Origin of the sequence: uncultured Mobiluncus sp., from assembly GCF_947087965.1 — a bacterium.
Classification (GTDB): Bacteria; Actinomycetota; Actinomycetes; order Actinomycetales; family Actinomycetaceae; genus Mobiluncus.
The window spans coordinates 83161-104106 of sequence record NZ_CAMUES010000003.1; the positions used below are offsets into that span (position 1 = coordinate 83161).

A 20946-nucleotide genomic window follows, 5' to 3' on the forward strand; every position below is an offset into this window, starting at 1 on the left:
CGGGATTCTCACAGGCTTTTTGGGTCAGCAAATCCGCGGCAGCGGGTCGCCTACCAGCATATCTATCATGCGGGTGCCGGAAAACGCGGTCACCATCACGACCGAGGACTCCGGTTTGGACACGACTCGGCCGATATTCGCCGCTTCCTCGCCGCCGGGTAGTTTCCGCAGCGCCGCCACGGCCGCATCGGCCTGGTCAGCCGGAACCACCGCCACAAACATGCCCTCGTTAGCGACATAAATCGGGTCGATCCCCAACATGTCGCACGCTCCGCGGGTCATCTCGTGTACCGGCACGGCTTCGTCCTCGATGGCGATGCCCCAGCCGGTCGCAATTGCCAGCTCATTCAACACGGTTCCCAAGCCGCCGCGGGTTGCGTCACGCATCCAGCGGGTCTCCGGAACCGCCTCGATTAGGGCTTCGACCAGGTGATTGACCGCCCTGGTATCGGATTTGATGGGGGCCTGAATGGCCAGGTCACCCCGCGCCATCATGACCGACATACCATGGTCAGCAATCGCGCCGGATACAATCAGGCGGTCCCCGCGCTGTACTTTGCTGGCGCCCAGTTCCCTGCCGGCCGGTACAATTCCGACTCCGGCCGTGTTGATGAACAGCTTGTCGCCGCTACCCTGGGGCACGACTTTGGTGTCGCCAGTGATAATCCGCACCCCCGCTGCCTCGGCAGCGTCGTGCATCGCCTGGACTTCCCGGCGCAAATCCGCGATGGGCAGCCCTTCTTCCAGGATGAAACCGGCGCTGATGACTTTCGGAATAGCCCCGCTGACCGCCAAATCGTTGACTGTCCCGTTCACCGCCAGTTCCCCGATGGAGCCACCGGGGAAAACCAGCGGATTGACCACATAGGAATCGGTAGACATCGCGAGCTTGCCGCCCACCGGGCTTGTGCCCTCCCCGGTCAAACCCGTGAGCAGTTCGGCTAGGGGAAGCACCCCGGCGTCAGTCAGTTCCTCGAGGACTTCGTTGCCGTACCCGGTAACGAACACCTGCTCGACCAGGGCTGCTGAAGCCTTGCCCCCTGCCCCGTGAGAAAGCGTCACGTAGTCGTCTTTCAGCTGCATTCCGCGGCGGCGTACCCGCGCGATATTCGAGTTCACTTGCACTTCATCTGTATTCAGGCGGTTTTTCGGATCCACACATTGATAATCGCACAAACGACTCGCCTTTTCATCTTTTGGACGGACTGGGAAAATGCAAGTAACCTGGAAAGGTAGATTGAAAGGGGACAGCCTATGTGTTTGGGAGTGCCTGCCGAGATTGTGGCATTTGACGAGGCGGAAAGCGGACGGGCGAAAGTGTCCCTGTCCGGGGTGGAACGCATGATTTCCACGGATTTGCTGATGGAAGAGGACGTTAAGATTGGCGATTGGGTGCTGGTGCACGTTGGTTTCGCCATGTCCAAGATTGACGCTGCGGAAGCCGCCACCACTCTGGATCAAATTAAAAAACTGGGCCAGTTTGAGAGTGAACTGGAACAGTTTAAGACGACTTCGGTGGACTAGGGCACCCTGTTCCCAACGCCTGCACGGAAGTCTGTCGAGGAATCTGTCGAGAAGAGAGCAATCACGAGATGAAGTACGTTGACGAATTTCGCGACCCCGAGTTCGCCCGGAAACTGGTCGGGCGCATCAATGCCGAGGCCGCCCATTTTGAACGCCCGCTGGCGTTTATGGAGATTTGCGGAGGCCACACCCACACGATTTACCGCCACGGGTTGGAGCATTTGCTGCCGGAAAACGTCCAGTTTATCCACGGTCCCGGCTGCCCGGTCTGCGTTATTCCGATGGGACGAGTGGACGACGCACTGTGGCTGGCGAATCAGCCGGACGTGATTTTGACGACTTTCGGGGACATGATGCGGGTTCCCGGTTCAAAAGAGTCCTTGTTGCAGGCTCGTGCGCGCGGTTGCGATGTGCGGTTCGTGTATTCCCCGTTAGATGCCCTCAAGATTGCCAAAGAAAACCCGGATAAACAGGTCGTTTTCTTTGCTATCGGGTTTGAAACGACCGCGCCTTCCACGGCGGTGACCCTGGTGGCAGCTCAGAAACAGCAGGTGCGGAACTTTTCCGTGTTTTCCAACCACGTCAAAATTGAGCCGCCCTTGCGAGCTATTGTTGGTGCTGATGAGACCCGGGTTGACGGATTTATCGGGCCGGGTCACGTTGGTACCGTGGTGGGGTCTGACGCGTTCAAATTCCTGCCCGAGGAATACAACAAGCCCGTGGTCGTGACCGGTTTTGAGCCGTTGGATATTTTGCAGTCCGTGGCGATGCTCATTGACCAGTACACCAGCGGAGCGGTAGACCGCGGCGAGGCTCGGGTGGAAAACCAGTATTCCCGGGTCGTGCGCGATGGCGGGAACCCGGCGGCTTTGCGGTTGCTCAATCGTGTGTTTGCCACCCGCGACACGTTCGAGTGGCGCGGCTTGGGGTGGATGCCTTATTCCGGCATGGGGATTTCTGAGGAGTTCGCCGCCTGGGATGCCGAGCGGCTGTTTGACGTTCCCGGCCAGCGGGTGCCTGACCCGCCGGCCTGCGAATGCGGTTCCGTGTTGACCGGGCGGATTAAACCGTGGGAATGCAAAGTGTTCGGCACCGCGTGTTCGCCCGAGAAACCCATCGGGACCTGCATGGTTTCCCCCGAAGGGGCCTGTGCCGCGTTCTATAACTTCGGACGTATCGACCGAGAAACCGCCCACGCCATCGTGATAGAGGACTAGGTTCGCGCTGAGCGGTATGAAATCGGTGATTAAATCGGGGTTGCTGGCTTATATAACCAGCAACCCCGATTTAATCACGAATTAGCAACGCCCCCCTCGCTCGTGGGCTAAAGGATATTTTGTGCGTCTTGATTTGTACCCGCGCTTGATACTTCCCTGTTCCGCAGTAAGAGCCGGGTTTTGCACGCAGTTTGGCTGGTAAACCCTGAAGCAAGCAGTGCCCACCCAAGTGTGCGCAGTTTTCCGCGAAATTGTCCGCGAGGGCTAGACGTTGAACTTGAACTCGACGGAGTGTCGTCGATAAATAACTATTCGATGCGCAAAGTACAACGAAATACCGCTAGAAACAGACAACATATGGGGGTGCACAGAAACACATATAGGTTCTGCGGAAAACCTATAGGGTGCGTCGCTAAAAACCGCTGTGCGCGAAAAACATAAAGGGTTTACGGACCCGGTCCCAGACCCCTCAATACTCTGAGCCGGAAGAATGGAAAGTGGAAGGTTGATGTATCCCCACTATTTATTTTTTCCGTTTTTCGGAGTACATCGGGAGCTACAACTGCGGACCAGCTCTGTGTGAACTAGATGAGAAGGCGCAGCAGCGAATCATCGACGCTGGACAGTTGGTGCTGCGGGCACGCGAGCGGCACCCCCAGCGGTCACTCGCGGAGCACTACAACCCGTTATCGATGGACCCAATTCTGCTCAAGGCTCACAACAACTTGGACCGGGAAGTCGATAAGGCTTTCGATGTGGCACGCAAACTCACCAACGAGCGCCAGCGCCAGGAGCTACTGTTCGCCAGCTACGGGGAGTTGGCGAGGGGCTATGTCTCCTCGCTTTCATCAAAATCGAAACCACCAGCAGGGTCGTTCCCCGTGCGGGTGATTTTGATCGGTCCCGCTGCTGGGTGTAGAACCCTGTCGCTGGCAACGCCGGGAACTATGACTGTGCCCGACGAGAACACGTCACTGCCATAACGCGGCTCACGGTAGACGAACATGGGTCGTTCACTACTACTGGTGGATTTCGGTTTTGGTGGTGGGGGGATTACCGCCGCCGGCCTCGATTTTTCCGTTGAGGAGGGCGTTGACTACTTCCCGATTGTGAAATGGGCCGATGGCGCGGTGAAGAGGAACCAGTCACCTGGAAGAGATCGATCCAGTCGCTGGTGTGCAATCTGGGAGGTAGGGTTGCGGGGTCGATTCCTCGCGAGCGCAACCATGATTGTGTCTCTGAACGTGATGAAAACAACCCTGCCCTTCGGAGAATTTCCCCTATCCCGCGTCCCCGGGCGGTGAAAACGGTGTGCACCATCGCCTGAAAGGCTTTGCGTTGCTCTATCGGGATCTTCGGGTCACCCACCCGGCGGATCACTAAGATCCCCCCGTCAACGTTTGGCTGTGGCCGGAAAGCAGACCTTGGTACTCGGGAACCAAGGTGAAACGTGAACCATGGGGACCACTGAGCTGTCATCATCGTGCTTGCACCTACCCCGGCCCGGCGGCGAGCGACTTCCCACTGCATGAGGAGTACAGCGGCAGTCCATGCCGGCGCATGCAACAACTTTCGAAGAATGGCAGTGGTGAGGTGAAAGGGAATGTTTCCCACAATGACGCAGGGAGTGGCGGGTAACGGGAAGTTGAGGAAATCATCATGGACCACTTCGACCGACGCCGAGGCGGTCTTTTTTGTGAGTTTGGCAGCTAGTTTTGCGTCTACCTCAACTGCCGTTATTGCCCTCCCCAAGTGGGATATCGGGTGAGTGAGGGCACCGCTTCCTGGCCCGATCTCAATGATGGGGCCGGAGGTTTGTTTTACAAGATCGACGATGGAGTTGATGATCTTGTGGTCTGTGAGAAAATTTTGGCCATGTTCGTGACGGCCGTATCCGTATGTAGACATCAGGTGTGCTCCGTGGAGTTGAAACGGAGCCGGGCATGGCAAATGGCCGCCCGGCTAAAGGACCGGAGCGGTTTCTAACCTGCGGGAGGGAGAAAACCGCCTTAGCGGCTGGTGAGCGGCCGCATGAAAACGGAACCTGAAATCAACATGGGCCTATCGTATCCAATTAATTTCGCAGGGTCCAATACGGTGAGAAAGAAGACAACCGCACCGCAACAGTGCAAGACCTCTCTGGATTGGAATTTAATTGAACATGGGTTTGGGGTACGACGCGCCCTACTCGGAGTGGCACGGACACTACGGCTGCGCGCCCACACACAACAGTAAAGAGCTCGGCAATGCACAGACACGTAACGAGAGCGCCACAAATGTATGTACGTTTAAGTTACAGCATCGACACTGACGCTCCACATGGAGGGACGGCCGCAGCCCTGCAGCAAGCACACGGCAGGGTGTCTGCTTCGGGCGACGTGAAATTACGCAGAAAAATACGAAACACATCACCGCAGGTCACGGTAGGTATTTGCGGGTCATTTCGTAATCTCGTAAACGAAAAGAACAAAACTACGAAACACAAAAACATACGTTGAGCAGCGTAAATGGTTTTCGTTTCGTAATTTTTCCACTTTTTGAAGAAAATCTAAATAAGAAGAGACACCTTGATTGCGATTGTGTCCCGTGTCACATAGCTGCAACCCCTGCAGCGTGCCCTCAACGAGGACGCTCTGTGTCGTAGACATGTGCCTGCAATGCGTGTCTGTGTCTCTCTCTTAAAAGGTTTGGGTCGAAATACCGCAAAATTACGAAACACCGCCGAAATGTGACGTGTCTATGCAGGTCACAGCGTTATCGCGTGTTTCGTAGTTTTGTTCCTTTCGTTTGCGGAAATCACGAAACCGCAGGTAGAGCGTTTCGTAATTTTTTCGTATTTTGATCGGCAAATTACGAAACGAGGTCAAAACTACGAAACGAACACACAACACCTGTGTTGCGTGTCACACAACGGCGCGCCACGGACGTGTTGCAGCGTGGCAGTATCCCGGCCGTGTCACATAGCTGCAACCCCTGCAGCGTGCCCTCAACGAGGACGCTCTGTGTCGTAGACATGTGCCTGCAATGCGTGTCTGTGTCTCTCTCTTAAAAGGTTTGGGTCGAAATACCGCAAAATTACGAAACACCGCCGAAATGTGACGTGTCTATGCAGGTCACAGCGTTATCGCGTGTTTCGTAGTTTTGTTCCTTTCGTTTGCGGAAATCACGAAACCGCAGGTAGAGCGTTTCGTAATTTTTTCGTATTTTGATCGGCAAATTACGAAACGAGGTCAAAACTACGAAACGAGCGCGCTACAGACGTGTCACAGGTCATAAAAAGGCGCGCCCCTTGCGTGTCACCGTGACGCAGCATCCCGGCCGTGTCACATAGCTGCAACCCCTGCAGCGTGCCCTCAATGAGGACGGTCTATGTCGTAGACATGTGCCCGTAATGTGTGTCTGTGTCTCTCTCTTAAAAGGTTTGGGTCGAAATACCGCAAAATTACGAAACACCGCCGAAATGTGACGTGTCTATGCAGGTCACAGCGTTATCGCGTGTTTCGTAGTTTTGTTCCTTTCGTTTGCGGAAATCACGAAACCGCAGGTAGAGCGTTTCGTAATTTTTTCGTATTTTGATCGGCAAATTACGAAACGAGGTCAAAACTACGAAACGAGCGCGCTACAGACGTGTCACAGGTCATAAAAAGGCGCGCCCCTTGCGTGTCACCATGCCGCCACACAACAGCTGCCCCACCACAACACCCCAGCCGTGCCACGTGGCGTGTAGAAACGTGCTCGGTTCGATTCGTAAAGATTAGGTCGCAGGCTATTGTGCGCGACGCATAAGTTCCGTACGATGGCCCCCAGACCGTATGTGGCGTTTTAATTCGTTTTTGGTTTAGCCAGCCGCATACGGGGGATAACCCCGAGGATAATTCATAAAGAGACAGCCTCTCGACCGTGATAGGCGCGGTTCCTCCGACGAGATAGACCGGTCGGCAACGGCATTGCCAACCACAAAAGCGGTCAGGTAGGGAGTAAGCGCTCCCGTAAAGCGATGGGACGGCAGACCACCGTTCTAGCGAGTTGAGCACGGCACTCCAAGCCGCCTGAATAGCAAGCCGGTAAAGCACCCCGCTCCGGGACAGATCAATCTGCCCAGGAGCGTTTTTCTATGTCCGAAAAGGACACGACTACCGCCGTCGCGCCACGCTTTTACACGCTGCAGGAACTCGCCGATCTCGGCGTCGGCTCCGAGTCCACGTTGCGAAAAGCTATTAAAGAGGGCCGTCTTTCATTCCACCGTTTCGGCACCGCCTATCGGATTCGCCAAGACGATCTCGACGCCTACCTCGCGGCCGCACGCCGCCCTGCCCCGCAGCTATTCGACGGCTTCGTCGATGCCGTCGTGAATGCAGCGCCCCAACTGACAGATGAGCAGCGCCAGCAGCTCGTCACGGTGCTGGGCGGTGTGAAGCACTAATGCGGACAAACCCGCCTACGACGAGATCCCGCCGCTTAGCTCAGCTAGTCAGGCTGGGTCTTGAACTGAGTGCGAGGGCTGATGGGTGATGGCCGTGCTACTACACACGCGCGCTCCACCGTCGTGCCCCGAGTCCAAATAAACAGTTCATTCAACCAAGGAGAACAAACCATGTCTTTCAGAGACGATTACGCAGCAGCGCTGCGCGATGAGCAGCAAGCAAAAGATACCGTGAACGAGGCGCGCCGTGCACACAAAGCGACAAAGGAGCGCCTTGCGCAGTTGCGCAAGTATGCCGAAGAGTTCGAGGTGAATCTCGACGGTGACAAGTCCGCCAGCACCGAAGGGGACGGTGACAAGTCCGCCAGCACCGAAGGGGACAGCGATACACCTGAGAACGGTGACGGCGACACGCCTGAGAGCACCGAGGGCAGTAAGCCGAAGCGGCATCTAGAAGTTGTACCCGACTAACCCTTTAGCCGTACACGCAATCACCTCATGTGTGTACGGCCACGCGGCGTGACGACGTACAGCCGTCACGTTTGATGTCGCCACACACCCCGCTCGCAAGGGCGGGGTTTTCGCGTGTGTGCGGGTGGCTGCGGCACCGCTACACGTGACACTGTCACGATGCTTGCGCCGGTATCGGCGACGGGGCATATACACGTCTGCCCCGTCGCCTGGATCATCCGCCACATGGCTGGCGGTATGTCGCGCTGCTGTTATGCGCGGTTCTGGCCGGCATAGTCTTGTGTGGACTTGAAATATGCCGAAGACGGGGCCGTGGGTGCAGCAAAGACAGCAGCGTGGACAGAGCAGATTTCAGCAGCTGTGCTGCTGAAGTTGTGACCGCGACGGCAGATGGTATGCGGCGGACGCCGCATAATGGACGCGTCGTGAGATACGCCAATATCCATCTCGGCAGGCTTGCCGTTATGGAGCGTTTCGTGATGACCCAAACACGACACATCGATGCTGGCATATCCGAATGTATATCAACGGGATATATCGGATTGCCGGCAGTGTCGTGATACGGAGCATGGGTCATCACATAAGGTGCAGCGCCAGCTGCACTATTGGGCATCTTGACCGGAGCGCAGGCGGAGGGCAAGACAGCACCAGCCAGACCGAGCGAGCGAGGTCTGAGACTGGGGCTGTAGGGGGCGGCGCGCCAGCGCCGGGCACCGGGTTATGCGAGCGCCAGCGAGTAGTAATACCCGGTGCAGTGCCTCGGCTATGCCGAGCGCCGGAGCGCAGCGGAGGCGTCGCACCCCCTTATGCCCTTTTCCCCCTTCTACCCCTATAACGACAAACATATAGGGGTTTTGACACAGAAGGGGGCTGCGACCTGCGTGTTTCGGGTCTTAATGCGGTCTTCGACCCTTACCCGAAACGGCCCGTTGATGCGCGAAGCGCACATGGTGCCTACGCAAAACCTGCAGGTCGCCACGCTGTGCGCACCACATGCGGCGTCAGCCACTGTATGTCGGTCTTAAAGTAAGGGCCGATGACGGGTGGAAACGCCGCTTGCGGCGTGTTCCCGCGTCATCGAGACACCTGCAGCGAGCTTGCGAGCGCAAGGTGTCTAACCGAACGGCAAGACCGACATTGTTTACGTGGTGCGCGCAGCGACACCCTGCACTCTGGCACCGCCGTCAGGCGGTCATTGCAGGGTGTTCCAAATCCCGCAGCGAGCCATCCGCCGCCAGGCGGTGTTGATGCTGCTGCGGGGGTAACGACACGGGCTGAGTAACACACTCCATATCGGCCCGTGCCATAAGCACAGTATCGGTGCAGACGCATCACGCTCGCGGCGGAGATATGCGCGCAAGCGCATGTAATGAGCACCGCCAGCGACGTGTGTTTCGCGAGCGCCCGCTCGCAGCAGATCCAGCGGCAGCTGTTGATGTAAATGTGTAGCGCCGCGACCCGATTGGTTCATCTTTGTGGGCCACGGCTGTACGGCCCTGTGGCGGCCGTAGACGCCTCGGATGGACGGAGTGCGCGTGCAGAAGAACAGTTTCAAGACGTCGCTGTTCGTCGTGTATCTGCCGAAGTCGATGTGCAAGGAGATCCCCGACTACTACACCAGTGAGGTGGACGGGCGCGAAGTGAAACGTCCGCGCTATGTCGCCCGCGACTACGAGGAAGCAAAGCAGTACCTCGAAGAGTCAATGCGCTGGCTTGCAGAAAACTTCATCCCCGGCGGTATCGACGCAGTCGCTGGCGGTGATATGAACTTTGACGAATCAACGCCACACATCCAGTTCCAGGCGGATACGTTCTCACCGAAGCCCGAAGATCCCGACAAGCTCCGTTGCCGCCCCGGCATCGCGTACAACACTGACACCTCAGTGCGGTACACATCCGGCCCGAAGAAGGGCAAGCAGATCTCGGGTAACCAGAAGTTCATCGACGCGCAACGGGGCCTGCGCGAACACATGCACTCGCTCGGCTATCCGGTGGAACTAGAAGTCTCCGAACGTCATGACGAGTCACTCAACCTCGACCGCTACACCGAGCAACAAGACCGGGAGCGCGATCTCGCCAAGCGCGAGGATGATGTGGAAGTCAAGAAGCGATCCGTGCAGCGCGACATGGACGCAATTGATCGTGACCGCGAGCAGGCTGCTAAGGAACTTGAACAGGCGCAAGAAGCCCGCGAAGCAGCCCAGCGCGTACAGGAGAATGCTGAAGCACAGGCTCGCGAGGTTGCCGAGCGTGTGCTCAAGGAAGCACGCGAGAAGGCCGAGCAAGAAGCCGAAGAGATCCGCAGCGAAGCACGCAAGGATGCTGAGCAGGAGTTGGGCCTGGCCGAAGCGCAAGCAGACGAGCTGCTCGAACGAGCCGAAGAGACTGCGCGGGCCAAGGCGGGCGATATTACAGCCGCAGCTCGCAGCGAAGCAGAGACGATCACTCGCAAGACCGACGAGGCCCGTAAGCAGGCTGAGCGCGACGCCGAGACGATCCGCAGCAAAGCACGAGATGAGGCCACGAGCATCCGCGACGAGGCCACACGCGACGCTGCAGTAACGCGCAAGGATGCCCGCGATGAGGCTGATCAGATCCGCCGCAACGCGCACACGGACGCCGAAGATGAAGCCGCCATCATCATCGAAGAAGCGGTGAAGTCAGGACAACAGTTGGAGCACTTGGATAAGAAGTTCCTGGTGCAAGAACTGCATCGCAGCCCAGAGTTGCTTGAGCGTTACACGCTGTTCAGGCAGTCGCAGACCTCAGGCAAGAAGGGCGGGGCGCAGCAGCGTGCACGCGAGCGCATCGAGAAGCGCCGCCAGCAGCAACAGCAGCGTGATCGTGATGGCGGTATGGAGTTGTAGCACTGCTCTCCCCTGCCCTGTACGGCCTTCTGCGGGCCTAACAGGGGGCCGTCGGCGTCGTAGGTCATTGGCGGCGGGTAAACGGCTGATATTCAGCGAAAATCGAAGAAATCTCGGCTAGGCGGGGCCGGTGTCACTACGTTGCGCAGTGAATTGGCCTGTTGAGTGGCGGAGATAGTGCGCAGCACGTCGGTGTGTACGACGGGGCATGTGCTGCGCAGAAGAGATGTCCGTAGAAGGGCCGACAGAATGTCGTTGTCATTCTGTTGCGTAGTAAAGGTGTCAATAGGATGACAAACCACTTCACTGCCCAATTCACATGTCATTAAAGTGACAGGGCATTTGATTGCGCAGTAAACGTGTCGATGAAATGGGTGCCCAATACACAGTGCAACCTACGTGTTAATGAAATGTCACAGACACTACATAGTGCAGTGAGTTGCGCAGCAGAAACGCCAGTAAAAGCACCGCACCACTGCACCGTAAAACTGCACAAGTGATTCGCAGCAAATTGGCGTGTGAAATGGTTGAAAAAATAACCCCGCAGGTTTCCCTGCGGGGTTTCGTAGTTAGAACGGTACTTCTTCGCCCTCAGCGCCAGCCAGGGCGGCGGTCGCCGCCTCGCCTCCGCGACGGGCAGCGCGAGCAGCGGACTCCTTCTTGGAATCGATCAGCTGCACCGTGTCGATGCGCGCCACCAGCGGGTACTGCTTCACACCGTCCTTGTCGGTGTAGACGTCGGTCTTGAGCGAGTAGCTCACCGCAACGCGATCGCCGGAGCCGATGCAGCCGAACACACCGGGGTTCGCGGCGTCCTGGACGTAGCCGGTCAGCTCCACGATCTCGCTTTCCACCTTGCCGGTGGACTTGTTCTTGAAGGTGTTGCGCGCATAGACGCTGAGCTTCACCGTCGCGCCGCCGTTTGCGTGCTCGAACAGCTTGGGTGCGCGAGCTGCGTTGCCGACGATGGTGCCGTTGTTGAAGGGGTTGGACATGATGGTTCTCCTTACGTGAGTGGGTGTGATTTGCCGTGCAATTTGGGTACTTAAGCAGCGGCTTTGCCGCTGCGGGGGTTGAGCTGTCGTTACAGCACTGCCCAGGGCAGCGGTGTGCCTGCCGCCTCTAGGTCGCGCAGTTCTTGTGCTGCGCCCGGATCGGCGTCCTCGCCGTCGATGCCGTCGGCGAGCTGGTAGAGCAGTTCCAGGTCGGTGTGGGTGATGTCGCGCATCAGGTGCCTCCTTGTTCGGATGGATGGTCAATCCGTCTGTTGGAGACAGCTCTGCTGTCTAGGGGGTTCTCCCCCGCCCCGCTAGGTGTGCATCTCTGCTGGCCACGGCCCCGCGAGAAAAAGAAACCCCGTTGCATCGCTGCAACGGGGTGTGTGGTGCTACTCGGTGAACAAGATCGTGCGGGTCTTCTCAGCGCCCTCGCGGACGAGTTCGACCATCCGCTCGCCCTGGCCAATGTCGGTCAGCTTGGCCACCAGAGACGGGAAATTCTCGTCTGGTCCGATCTCGGTGGCTCGCTGCGCAGCCACGCCAGCTAGTCCCGGCTGGCCTGTGGCGTGAGCGAGCACGGCAACAGTGGCGGTGAGCTGCGCCCGCATCCCCGGCCAGCTGGTCGGGACAGCGCGCATAACCTGCTCTATGAACGCAAGGCCAGCCTGCGGCTCATCGAGCAGCGCTGCGAGCAGCGTGTCTCGCAAGCGCGGCGTGGTGAAGCATTTCAGCGCAGACCGAACAGCACGAGTGCTCGGCTGGGTGATCCCTGCCGCCGCCTGCTCGTATTCACGCTGCAGCACGTCCGCGAACATGGGCGGGATATACGCCAGCGCGTCTTCGATGATGTCGGCGTGCTCGGCAGCGTCGATGCCGTGATCGGTGCTGTTCAACCGTGCTTCGATGTCGTCTTTGCTCGGCTCCGGCAGCTCTCCGGTGTGCTCTAGCATCTGCTGAAGCGCCGCCGATGCGGCGACCTCGCCGACAACGCCGTGGCGTGGCTCGTCGATGAGCGGATGCTGGTACACAGACCACCACGCGGCCCCGGTGACGATTTCGGGCACCTGCACCACCCCGAGCAGCGGCGGTAGGTGCACTGCCCCGCTGGTGAGGTACGTGGCCGTCTCGTCGAAGACCGGTTGCGCAATGTCATCGCTGATCATGTACGCGATAACTGCGTCGAGTTCGAGGTGGTGGACCCACGCTGCGAACCGCTCGCGGCTCTCGTTGAGCTTCTCCACGGCCTCGTCCAGGTCGAACCGTGCGACCGGGCCGAGGCGGACGGTGTCGACGCCCTCGTCGTCGACGAAGAACGCGAGGATCAGCGAGTTGTTCGGGTAGAAGCCGAGGATGCCGGGGAGGTTCGCAAGGATCTCGCCGTGAGATGCAAGCGTGTGGGAATGAGTGGACATGGCAGTGCTCCTTTGCACGAATACGGGGTGTATGTGGTCAATCCCGTATTCGGCCCGGCTCTGCCGGTCGCAGGCGTATCCCAGCAGTACAGTGCCTTTGTGCGCCGGGCGTCGCTAGCGCAGCCTGGTGCCTTCTCGCCGGGTGCGAGCGCTAGCGACGCAGCCTGTGCTTAGGCGTCGGCTTCGATGCGCTTGAGAGCGCGATAGATCGTCGGCCGCGAGACGTTGAATGTCCTGGCTACTGCACTGACGGACTTGCCGCCCTCAATAAGCTCCTTGGCGATCTGGGCTTGTTCTTGGTCGAGCTTCGGTTTGGGGCCGGCGACCCTGCCCTGGGCGCGGGCGTGCGCCACGCCCTCACGGGTGCGCTGGACAAGAAGGTCACGCTGAGTGTCGAGCTACTGTCTCTGCTTGGAGGTTGGAACGTAGGCGTAACCGATGAGCGTTAGACACCCACCTCACCAGTGATCGCGGCAGAAAACGGTAATCCTTGCATAAAGCCTTCCATGTAATCCCAGTCAGGCTTCCCGGTTGGTGCAGCTGGCAACCGAAGTGTCATCTTCCTCATTCGAGCCAAATTCCACTTATACCCATACGTGAATCGGTCCTTCTCGTGACGAATCATGGTTGAGATGAACAGCATTGCCCAGTAGGACACTTCTTGTTTAGGGATTAACACCTGAATGTCGTCTGAGGCGAAGTACGGTTGATCCTGGTAGAAGGAATAACCAACCGATCCGTTGTAGGGAACTGTGATGGTCCCTGCGGGGAAGAGTGGTTCAAGCGCGCTCCAATCGGTAATCCCATTGTTACTGTCCGAAGCACCTATGAAACGTGTTGTTCCCGGTTGCCTATTTGCTTTGGTGACTCGCTTACCCTTCTTGATCTCAAATAGCTGTTCTATCGGGAAATCGCACCAGCCACTGGGGTCGGTCAAAGCCACGGGATCGCCTGTAGCTGCCCGAAGCCCCTCATGAGTCGGAACCTCACTAATTTCGACCCAATCGGGTATCTCGGTGGGAACCTCAATAGTCGCTAGAGTGCGGTTTGCTTCCCTTCCGAAAGCGCTATAACGAAAGGCGTTCTTGCGAATACACATCGCGTAGAAGAGACGCTCGTTGAGACTCATGGTGTCTCGCTTTGGACGAAGGACTGCCACGTTCTGAGCTGTATAGAACGGGCGCTGCTGAACATAGGAAGACAGCAGTCGCGACCCTCCGAGGGCAACTGTGATTAAACCTGTGGGATAAGGGGTCAGGTCAGGTAGTGCCTCGACGTACCCGGAGACACCTGATTTTCCGTTCAGGCCACCCACTCGTCCTACAAATGCGATGCCTGTCCGTGGATCGGTTGGTGTCATCTTGTTCATGTCGAGTTTGTTTCCGTACTCAACATGAAATAGGTCACCTAAAGGTTGGCGAGTCACGCGTCCCCGCCTTCTTCGATATCGACCCCGCGCAAGGTGAACAGTGCGTAGTCGAGAAGGACCTTCTCGAAGTCCGACTGGGTAAGAGTCGAGTAGTCCGTTTCCATGTAAGCTTCCGCGACCCATTCATCCTCGGCATCCACCTTTTGCATGACAGATTCACCAGGCTTGACTTCTCGATTACGGAACATCTCAACCCAGTGGTCGCGTATCTCTGGCCAGGTTCCATTTCGATCGACGCGGCCGAGATTCTTAATTTTGACGAACCCGTCTTCGCGCCAATAACCAAACCAGCTTTTCCGGTCAGATCTTTCATGTGGAATGTGTGCAGTAAACACCATCACACAAGTGACGACACCAACCGGGTAAAAGACTTCCGGTGGCATTGACATGACTGCTTCCAGTGTGTGGTTCTTCAGGAGGCTGCGCTTGCGGATGCTAGGCGCAGTTGCGCACGAGATAGGGACAATGGCAATACCGATCGCCCCGGGAGTGAGACAATCAAGCATGTGTTCCACGAATCGCAGCTCGTGCAGGTCTTCCTTAGTTTTGGCGTAAGGCGGGTTAATCAAACCAACTGTCGCTTTGTGGGACTTGACGCCTTTGGTGATGGCGGTGTCAAAACAAGACCCTTGGTAGAGGTTGGCCTTCCCGTCACCGCGCAGGATCATGTTTGAAGCCGCTAGGGCGTACATGCTCGGGTTTTGTTCGACGCCGATCAGTTGGTTTTTCTTGATCGACTCAATCTCGTCTTGCGTGATCGCAGTACGGACCATCTGGTTCATTGCCGAGATTAGGAAGCCTCCAGTACCAGCGCAGGTGTCAAGCACGATGCTGTCCTTATCGACGTTGGCAAGCAGGCTAAACAGCTCAGTGATGTGCTTCGGCGTGAGTACAATCCCCAACCCTTTGCCGTCACCGCCTGTGTACTTCAGGAACTCACCGTAGAAAGCTCCCACAACGTCGAAGTCGTGATAAACGGTGATAAAGGGCAGCACCTTCTCCGCAAGCAGGGTCACGATTTCGTGTAACAAGCCCTGCGGATAGGCTTTGGTAGCTTTACCCAGCTCTGGGTGCACTTGGATGCCAGTAAACGGCTGGGTCATGTTCGTTATCTTGGCGAACGGGATTTGCGCAGACCCGATGACTTTCTGGATCGTTTGCATCCAGAAGTCGGGCAAGTCTTTCGCACCATATGCTTCGTAGGTCTTTGCAAAGACAGGGTCGTTGAGCGCGATTAGGCTACCCGCGACGGCGAGAGGCTTCTCTTTCTCTTCTAGCTCCGCTTCATCCCTCATGAAAGCGTGCATTTCCTGAGAGAACGAAATGAGGTCTTTTGTTCGCTTTGCCTGAACAGAAGGATCGAACGATGCGGCGGTAATGAGGTCATCAAGGCTGACAAGTTCGGTAATCGCTGCACCGCTCGGGGCCTTAAGCGGGCGTGCTTCCTTCTCTCCTTTGGTGGTGACAAAGAAGGACCATTCACTATGTGCAGGCGTGCCCGAGACTGCAATCGAGATCACGGTGTATTTGTGTGTCAGAAAACTTGCGTAGTGCAGAACACCGTCAACCGCGAAGTCTTTAGGGCGATCACGATTTTCCGACTCGTGCCAACGTGTCTCTGCCTTGCACTCGATAACCACGATCATGTCGGGGGTGTCGGGGGCAGTGATGATGAACTCCGGGAAACCACCACCGCCGCCGCCAGTTTTCGACGCCTTCGACAAAGACTTGCGAACCAGCTCAATGGCGGATTGCTGCTTCTCAACGATGATCTTCTCTGCATCCTCGTAATATCCGAGGTTGCGGAGCTTTTCATCGACTAAGTCTTCTGTAATCCGCTCGTTTGCCATGCGGGCACTCCCTATCCAAGTCTGGCCGATCCTCCACATCTCGCCCCTGAGATGTAACGATGTACACATGGCAGGATGCGAAGCCGCCCGGGATCGTTGCGTGAAACGCGGCGTGTAACAAAAACGCAAATTACCGCTACCGTACAACCCGGGTTCTTGCTTTCGGCGCTCGACATGCGGGGTGGAAACAGTCGTGTAATACTTTCCCCGAACGCCACGGTTGAGCAGTGTCACCCCCGATACACGAAGGCAGATCTCCCCCGAACTGCCGGCTCCGTGGCGTTCCTTCGTAGGAGCGTCGCGCGTCGCAGCACATGCGCGCGATTGTTGACGTGTCACACACTGCAACCTAGTTCCACACGATCTGGACTGATTCGGGGTTAAAGGTCTTGCTTCCGCGCACGCCACGGCGCAGGCGCACCTGGCACAGGGTGTTGATGACACGGCGCTGCACGGCAAGCTCTGCGTTGTCGAAGGCGTCCACGGGCGAGGCGTAGCCGGTTGTGTCGAGCAGCGCCGATGCGCCAGCAAGGCGGGCACGGCGCGTTTCGAGTTTCTCGATCTGCGGCTCATAACGGTTTCGCGCGCGCTTGAGGTCACGGGCCTCGATAAGCTCCTCGTCGTAGTCAGCCTGGACGCGGGCGAGCTTTGCGCGAAGCTCAGCGAGTTCGTCGTCGATGGCGTCGACCTCGTCGTCATCCGCAGTCGGCAACAGGTCTGCTAGGTCGTCACGACCAAGGCGGGCGCGGATCACGGCGAGCACAAAATCATCGACGCTATGCGTGCGCACTAAGCCACAGGCCGCGCAGCGGTAGCGGTCGGCATGCGTGCGCACGGGATTGCCACACTCGTCGCAGACATACAGACCCGAGCCAAGATGGCGGCGAGTATTACGCCGCTCCTTGTTGGTCAGCCGGTCGGGATCATCGAGCACGTTCTGCACACGCCACCACAGATCGGGTGTGACGATCGGCTCCCACTGCCCTTTCACCGGCTCGCCGGTATCGGGGTCGCGGACGATATGCGTGACACGGCGGTATTTGTTCTTCACGCCTTTGCGCTTGGCCTTCTTATATGTGGAGTAGCCGGCATACACGGGGTTGCGCAGGATCGAGTGCAACGATGTGTAGGCCCACGGCTGCTCGTCGGGAACCGACTTTTCTTCCTGGCCAGCAGCGCGGCGGCGTGCGTTGCGCTCCTTAACCACGGTGTGCATATGGCGCGGCGTGGTCGGGATATCCGGCAAGCCTGGCTGATCGACCCCAGATAAGGCGCGTGCGATGTCGCGCATGGAGTTGCCCCGCTCGACAGCGCGGAACATACCGAGCACGGCGGCGGCTTCGGATGGGATGATCTCGCCGGTGGAGGTGTAGCCGATGGGGCGGACACCGCCGGAGTACCAGCGGCCCTGCTCGGCGCGCTGCTGTTGCGCACGGGATTGGCGCATGCTCTTCCGCTCGATCTCGCCGCGTGCCACGGCTGCTTTAATACGCGCGTACATTCTGCCGCCGTCGGTGGCAAGGTCAGCATCACCGTTCGCGGTGACGAGTTTCAGCCCCTGCTCCTCTGCCCTGTCGATCCACTCTTCGAGCTGCCAGGGCTGCCGCGTGAGGCGGTCGAGGTCCCAGCAAATGATTGCGTCGATCTCGCCGCGCTCAAAGGACGCCACCATGGCGTCGTAGTCGGGGCGGTCCACGTCCTTCTTCGACGCGGAGATCGACTGATCGACGTAGGTATGCACGACGTCCCAGCCACGTTGCTCGGCAAGGGCTTCGCAGTCCTGACGCTGCCGGTCGATGGCGAGGCCGTCCATGGCAGCATCGAGCGAGATACGGAGGTAAATAGCAGCACGTGTTGTCATGCCGCTAACACTAGCGCGCCTCAGGTTACATTGAAACGAAACTCCACTACGTCGCCGTCGGCCATCACGTAGTCCTTGCCCTCCTGGCGGACTTTGCCCAGTTCACGAGCCTTATGAATGTCGCCGATTGCCACCAGTTCATCGTAAGAAATCACGTCGGCTTTAATGAAGCCACGTTCAAAATCGGTGTGAATCACGCCGGCCGCTTGCGGGGCGGTGTCGCCCTGATGAATGGTCCAGGCGCGGGATTCTTTCACCCCGGCGGTCAGGAAGGTTTGCAGTCCTAGCGTGTCAAAGCCGACGCGCGCCAACTTGTCCAGGCCGGATTCTTCGATTCCGGCGTCCGCCAGCATCTCTCGGGCGTCCTCGGCGTCGAGCTCCACCAGCTCCGCCTCAAAAGCTCCGTCCAGGAAAATCGCCTCGGCGGGAGCGACTAGGGCAGCTAGTTCGGCCTGTTTCGCTTTGTCTGCCAGACCGTCAGAGTCCATATTAAATACGTAAATAAAGGGCTTTGAGGTCATGAGTTGAAAAGTTTTAACAATGTCGCGGTCCAGGTTTCCCGACGCGATTTCCTTAGAGAGGACCGTGCCAGCGTTGAGGTATTCCTCGCATTTTTCCGCTTCCGCCAGGACTTCTTTCGGAGTTTTCTTGCCGCTGACTTCTTTGCGTAGGCGGGGAATCGTGTTTTCGAGAGTCTGCAGGTCAGCCAGAATTAGCTCGGTAGAAATCGTCTCAATGTCGGAGGCCGGGTCGATTTTGCCCTCTACGTGAACCACGTCAGGGTCGGTGAAAGCGCGGGTGACCTGGCAAATCGCGTCAGCTTCGCGGATGTTTGCCAGGAACTTGTTGCCCAAGCCTTCGCCCTGGGAGGCACCCTTGACGATGCCGGCGATGTCTACGAATGACACGGTCGCGGGCACAATCTTTTCCGAGTGGAACATATCTGACAGGACTTGCAGCCGGGGGTCGGGTAGCGGAACCACGCCGACATTGGGGTCAATAGTGGCGAAGGGATAGTTCGCCGCTAGCACGTTCGCCCTGGTGAGGGCATTAAAAATAGTGGATTTGCCGACATTGGGGAGTCCCGCGATACCGATAGTTAAAGCCATACTTCAATCTTAGTGGGTTTTCCAACCGGTCCTAAACCGGTTAAACCCAGGCCTTAACCCTATTAATTCGCCCCGGTGTGCCATATATGGCACACCGAACCGTTTAAATAGGTTTTATTCCGGGTTTCGAGGATTTTAGGAGCTGTTTGTTAGCGGGTTTCAGGGCGCGCGTGCACTATAAGGGGAGAATAGCCGGGTAGCTGCCAATAATGGCAGCTACCCGCCAAATCTCCCCCTTTATCACCTGACGCAAGCCGAACCGGGTATCCGGCGCGACCGGAGCAGGGGGGCGACTCAGCGAGAGGCTGGGGGGTGAGCGTTTTGCGACAATAGTCGCGCAAAACGCGAGGGGGCCCTCCCCCTTCCGCCTCTCTCGAGCGCCCCCGCGACGAAGTGCCCCCACCGCGACGCAGACTTTGGCAGCGCAAGCTCGCTTGCATTGCCAAAGTCCAGGAAGCGGTACGGAAAGCGCAGCTTTCCAAGTATTTCTGCGACTGAGAGGCCCCCGAACGCCGCCAAACCTCGCGACCTTACTCGGCCCCGCCAGACCTCGAATGAAAGACCTAGCGCAGGGGTTTTGGCAGGGCAAAGGAGGTCGTTTCCTGCGTGGTTTGCACCGTCTGCACTTCATCGAAACCGCGTTGCGCCAGCCACTCCAACACCTCGGTCACCAGGACTTCCGGCACCGAAGCCCCCGAAGTCACCCCGATGGTCTCGGCTCCCGCAAACCAATCTGGATTGAGCTCGTGGACGCCTTCAACTCGGTAGGCCGCGCCGGCTCCAGACTGTAGGGCGACTTCCCGCAGCCGCACTGAGTTCGAAGAATTGGCCGAACCGACAACTACGACAACCTCGCATTGGGGCGCCATAGCCTTAACCGCCCCCTGACGGTTCTGAGTTGCGAAGCAAATATCGTCTGATGGCGGGCTAATCAAACCGGGAAATCTGCGCTGGAGACGCTGTACTGTAGCGGCTGTCTGATCTACCGACAAAGTCGTTTGGGACAGCCAAATCAGCTTGGCGTCGGGGTCGGTACTGAGCCCAGCCAGGGGATCTGCGGCGTCTGTGGGCGTACCGTCCGCAACTCCGTTCCCAGCAGTATTCCCGAATCCGCCCGCGGCATCGCTCCCGGATTCCTCCTCCGCCGCAGCCAAAGCCGAAGTATCGACCCAATCCGTGTCAATCACGTGAATCTTGTCGGGGGCTACTCCAAGGGTTCCTTCCACTTCCTCGTGACCGGTGTGGCCAATCAAAATAATGTTATAGCCTTCGTTGGCGTAACGCCGCGCCTCCCGATGCACCTTGGAAACCAGCGGACAGGTCGCGTCAATCACTTCCAGGCCGCGCTGCTCGGCTTCGGCATAAACGCTCGGAGCCACCCCGTGAGCTGAGAAAACCACTCGGGAACCCGCGGGTACCTCAGACAATTCATCAACAAAAATTGCCCCGGCGTCAGCCAAGGTACGCACCACAAATTTGTTGTGCACAATCTCTTTGCGGACGTAGATGGGTTGACCGTAAACTTCGAGCGCGCGCTGCACCGCCGTGACGGCGCGGTCTACCCCGGCGCAGTAGCCTCGCGGCGAGGCCAGCAAAACTTTCCCCATCCGTCCTCACTTTCGCACTAGGTTCCCCGGTCTGATTTGTTAGTGGCACACCAGGCATCCCTTTCAGCAGTCCGGGTGGCGCCACTTCTCGGGCGGGTGTGCAACTGCCTTGAGTTTAGCGGTTTGCGCCCCGGGGCAAAACTCGAAAAATTTCACCTCGGGGTCTGTGTCATGATGG

At 58.0% G+C, this 20946-nt stretch carries 18 protein-coding genes; 6 read left to right on the forward strand and 12 right to left on the reverse strand.

Features of this window, described 5'->3' with window-relative positions; genetic code table 11:
* Positions 1 to 24 precede the first annotated feature (24 nt).
* Entirely contained in the window at positions 25 to 1176 is a 1152-nt protein-coding gene (gene hypE / locus Q0V70_RS04330) for a hydrogenase expression/formation protein HypE (protein WP_297588802.1), read from the reverse strand.
* A gap of 78 nt (positions 1177 to 1254) precedes the next feature.
* Here hypE and Q0V70_RS04335 point away from each other — a divergent pair, with 78 nt between their 5' ends.
* The 3 genes from Q0V70_RS04335 (at position 1255) to Q0V70_RS04345 (ending at position 3724) form a co-directional block, all read left to right on the forward strand.
* Entirely contained in the window at positions 1255 to 1524 is a 270-nt protein-coding gene (locus tag Q0V70_RS04335) for a HypC/HybG/HupF family hydrogenase formation chaperone (RefSeq protein ID WP_297588804.1), read from the forward strand.
* Positions 1525 to 1592: 68 nt separating this feature from the next.
* Positions 1593 to 2741 carry a hydrogenase formation protein HypD gene (hypD, locus tag Q0V70_RS04340; protein ID WP_297588807.1) on the forward strand — a complete coding sequence of 383 codons (1149 nt, stop codon included), beginning with the start codon at positions 1593 to 1595 and terminating at the stop codon, positions 2739 to 2741.
* A 629-nt stretch (positions 2742 to 3370) separates the two neighbouring features.
* The gene (locus Q0V70_RS04345) at positions 3371 to 3724 is read left to right on the forward strand and encodes a type IIL restriction-modification enzyme MmeI (RefSeq protein WP_016423158.1); all 354 of its coding nucleotides are present in this window, start codon (positions 3371 to 3373) and stop codon (positions 3722 to 3724) included.
* 70 nt (positions 3725 to 3794) lie between these two features.
* Here Q0V70_RS04345 and erm read toward each other — a convergent pair whose 3' ends face one another.
* Positions 3795 to 4649: a 23S ribosomal RNA methyltransferase Erm gene (erm, locus tag Q0V70_RS04350; RefSeq protein WP_016456425.1), complete on the reverse strand. Its 855-nt coding sequence runs from the start codon at positions 4647 to 4649 to the stop codon at positions 3795 to 3797.
* A 2206-nt stretch (positions 4650 to 6855) separates the two neighbouring features.
* Between erm and Q0V70_RS04355 the strand changes: the two genes are divergently transcribed.
* Both Q0V70_RS04355 and Q0V70_RS04360 read left to right on the forward strand, forming a co-directional pair.
* The gene (locus Q0V70_RS04355) at positions 6856 to 7164 is read left to right on the forward strand and encodes a helix-turn-helix domain-containing protein (RefSeq protein ID WP_024058948.1); all 309 of its coding nucleotides are present in this window, start codon (positions 6856 to 6858) and stop codon (positions 7162 to 7164) included.
* Between the two features lie 171 nt (positions 7165 to 7335).
* Complete coding sequence (locus tag Q0V70_RS04360) at positions 7336 to 7635, forward strand: hypothetical protein (RefSeq protein WP_024058949.1); 300 nt, start codon at positions 7336 to 7338, stop codon at positions 7633 to 7635.
* A gap of 1184 nt (positions 7636 to 8819) precedes the next feature.
* Here the strand turns inward: Q0V70_RS04360 and Q0V70_RS04365 are convergent.
* On the reverse strand, positions 8820 to 8942 hold the full coding sequence (locus Q0V70_RS04365) for a hypothetical protein (RefSeq protein ID WP_297588814.1): 123 nt from the start codon (positions 8940 to 8942) through the stop codon (positions 8820 to 8822).
* A gap of 228 nt (positions 8943 to 9170) precedes the next feature.
* Here Q0V70_RS04365 and Q0V70_RS04370 point away from each other — a divergent pair, with 228 nt between their 5' ends.
* On the forward strand, positions 9171 to 10502 hold the full coding sequence (locus Q0V70_RS04370) for a hypothetical protein (protein WP_016456429.1): 1332 nt from the start codon (positions 9171 to 9173) through the stop codon (positions 10500 to 10502).
* 569 nt (positions 10503 to 11071) lie between these two features.
* Here Q0V70_RS04370 and Q0V70_RS04375 read toward each other — a convergent pair.
* From Q0V70_RS04375 to ispH, 9 genes are all read right to left on the reverse strand, one after another.
* Complete coding sequence (locus Q0V70_RS04375) at positions 11072 to 11497, reverse strand: single-stranded DNA-binding protein (protein ID WP_016456430.1); 426 nt, start codon at positions 11495 to 11497, stop codon at positions 11072 to 11074.
* Between the two features lie 89 nt (positions 11498 to 11586).
* On the reverse strand, positions 11587 to 11730 hold the full coding sequence (locus Q0V70_RS04380) for a hypothetical protein (protein WP_016456431.1): 144 nt from the start codon (positions 11728 to 11730) through the stop codon (positions 11587 to 11589).
* A gap of 159 nt (positions 11731 to 11889) precedes the next feature.
* Complete coding sequence (locus Q0V70_RS04385) at positions 11890 to 12912, reverse strand: DUF4192 domain-containing protein (protein ID WP_038610815.1); 1023 nt, start codon at positions 12910 to 12912, stop codon at positions 11890 to 11892.
* A gap of 170 nt (positions 12913 to 13082) precedes the next feature.
* Positions 13083 to 13265, reverse strand: a complete 183-nt coding sequence (locus Q0V70_RS04390) for a helix-turn-helix domain-containing protein (RefSeq protein WP_022865466.1) — start codon at positions 13263 to 13265, stop codon at positions 13083 to 13085.
* A 92-nt stretch (positions 13266 to 13357) separates the two neighbouring features.
* Positions 13358 to 14338, reverse strand: coding sequence for a restriction endonuclease subunit S (locus tag Q0V70_RS04395; RefSeq protein WP_022865465.1), 981 nt, complete (start codon positions 14336 to 14338; stop codon positions 13358 to 13360).
* Positions 14335 to 16191, reverse strand: coding sequence for a class I SAM-dependent DNA methyltransferase (locus Q0V70_RS04400; RefSeq protein WP_024058955.1), 1857 nt, complete (start codon positions 16189 to 16191; stop codon positions 14335 to 14337). The genes Q0V70_RS04395 and Q0V70_RS04400 overlap by 4 nt, the downstream gene beginning before the upstream one ends.
* A gap of 349 nt (positions 16192 to 16540) precedes the next feature.
* Complete coding sequence (locus Q0V70_RS04405) at positions 16541 to 18052, reverse strand: recombinase family protein (protein WP_297588828.1); 1512 nt, start codon at positions 18050 to 18052, stop codon at positions 16541 to 16543.
* Positions 18053 to 18072: 20 nt separating this feature from the next.
* Complete coding sequence (ychF, locus tag Q0V70_RS04410) at positions 18073 to 19161, reverse strand: redox-regulated ATPase YchF (RefSeq protein ID WP_297588831.1); 1089 nt, start codon at positions 19159 to 19161, stop codon at positions 18073 to 18075.
* Positions 19162 to 19724: 563 nt separating this feature from the next.
* Positions 19725 to 20768: a 4-hydroxy-3-methylbut-2-enyl diphosphate reductase gene (gene ispH, locus Q0V70_RS04415; protein WP_297588835.1), complete on the reverse strand. Its 1044-nt coding sequence runs from the start codon at positions 20766 to 20768 to the stop codon at positions 19725 to 19727.
* Between the last annotated feature and the right edge of the window lie 178 nt (positions 20769 to 20946).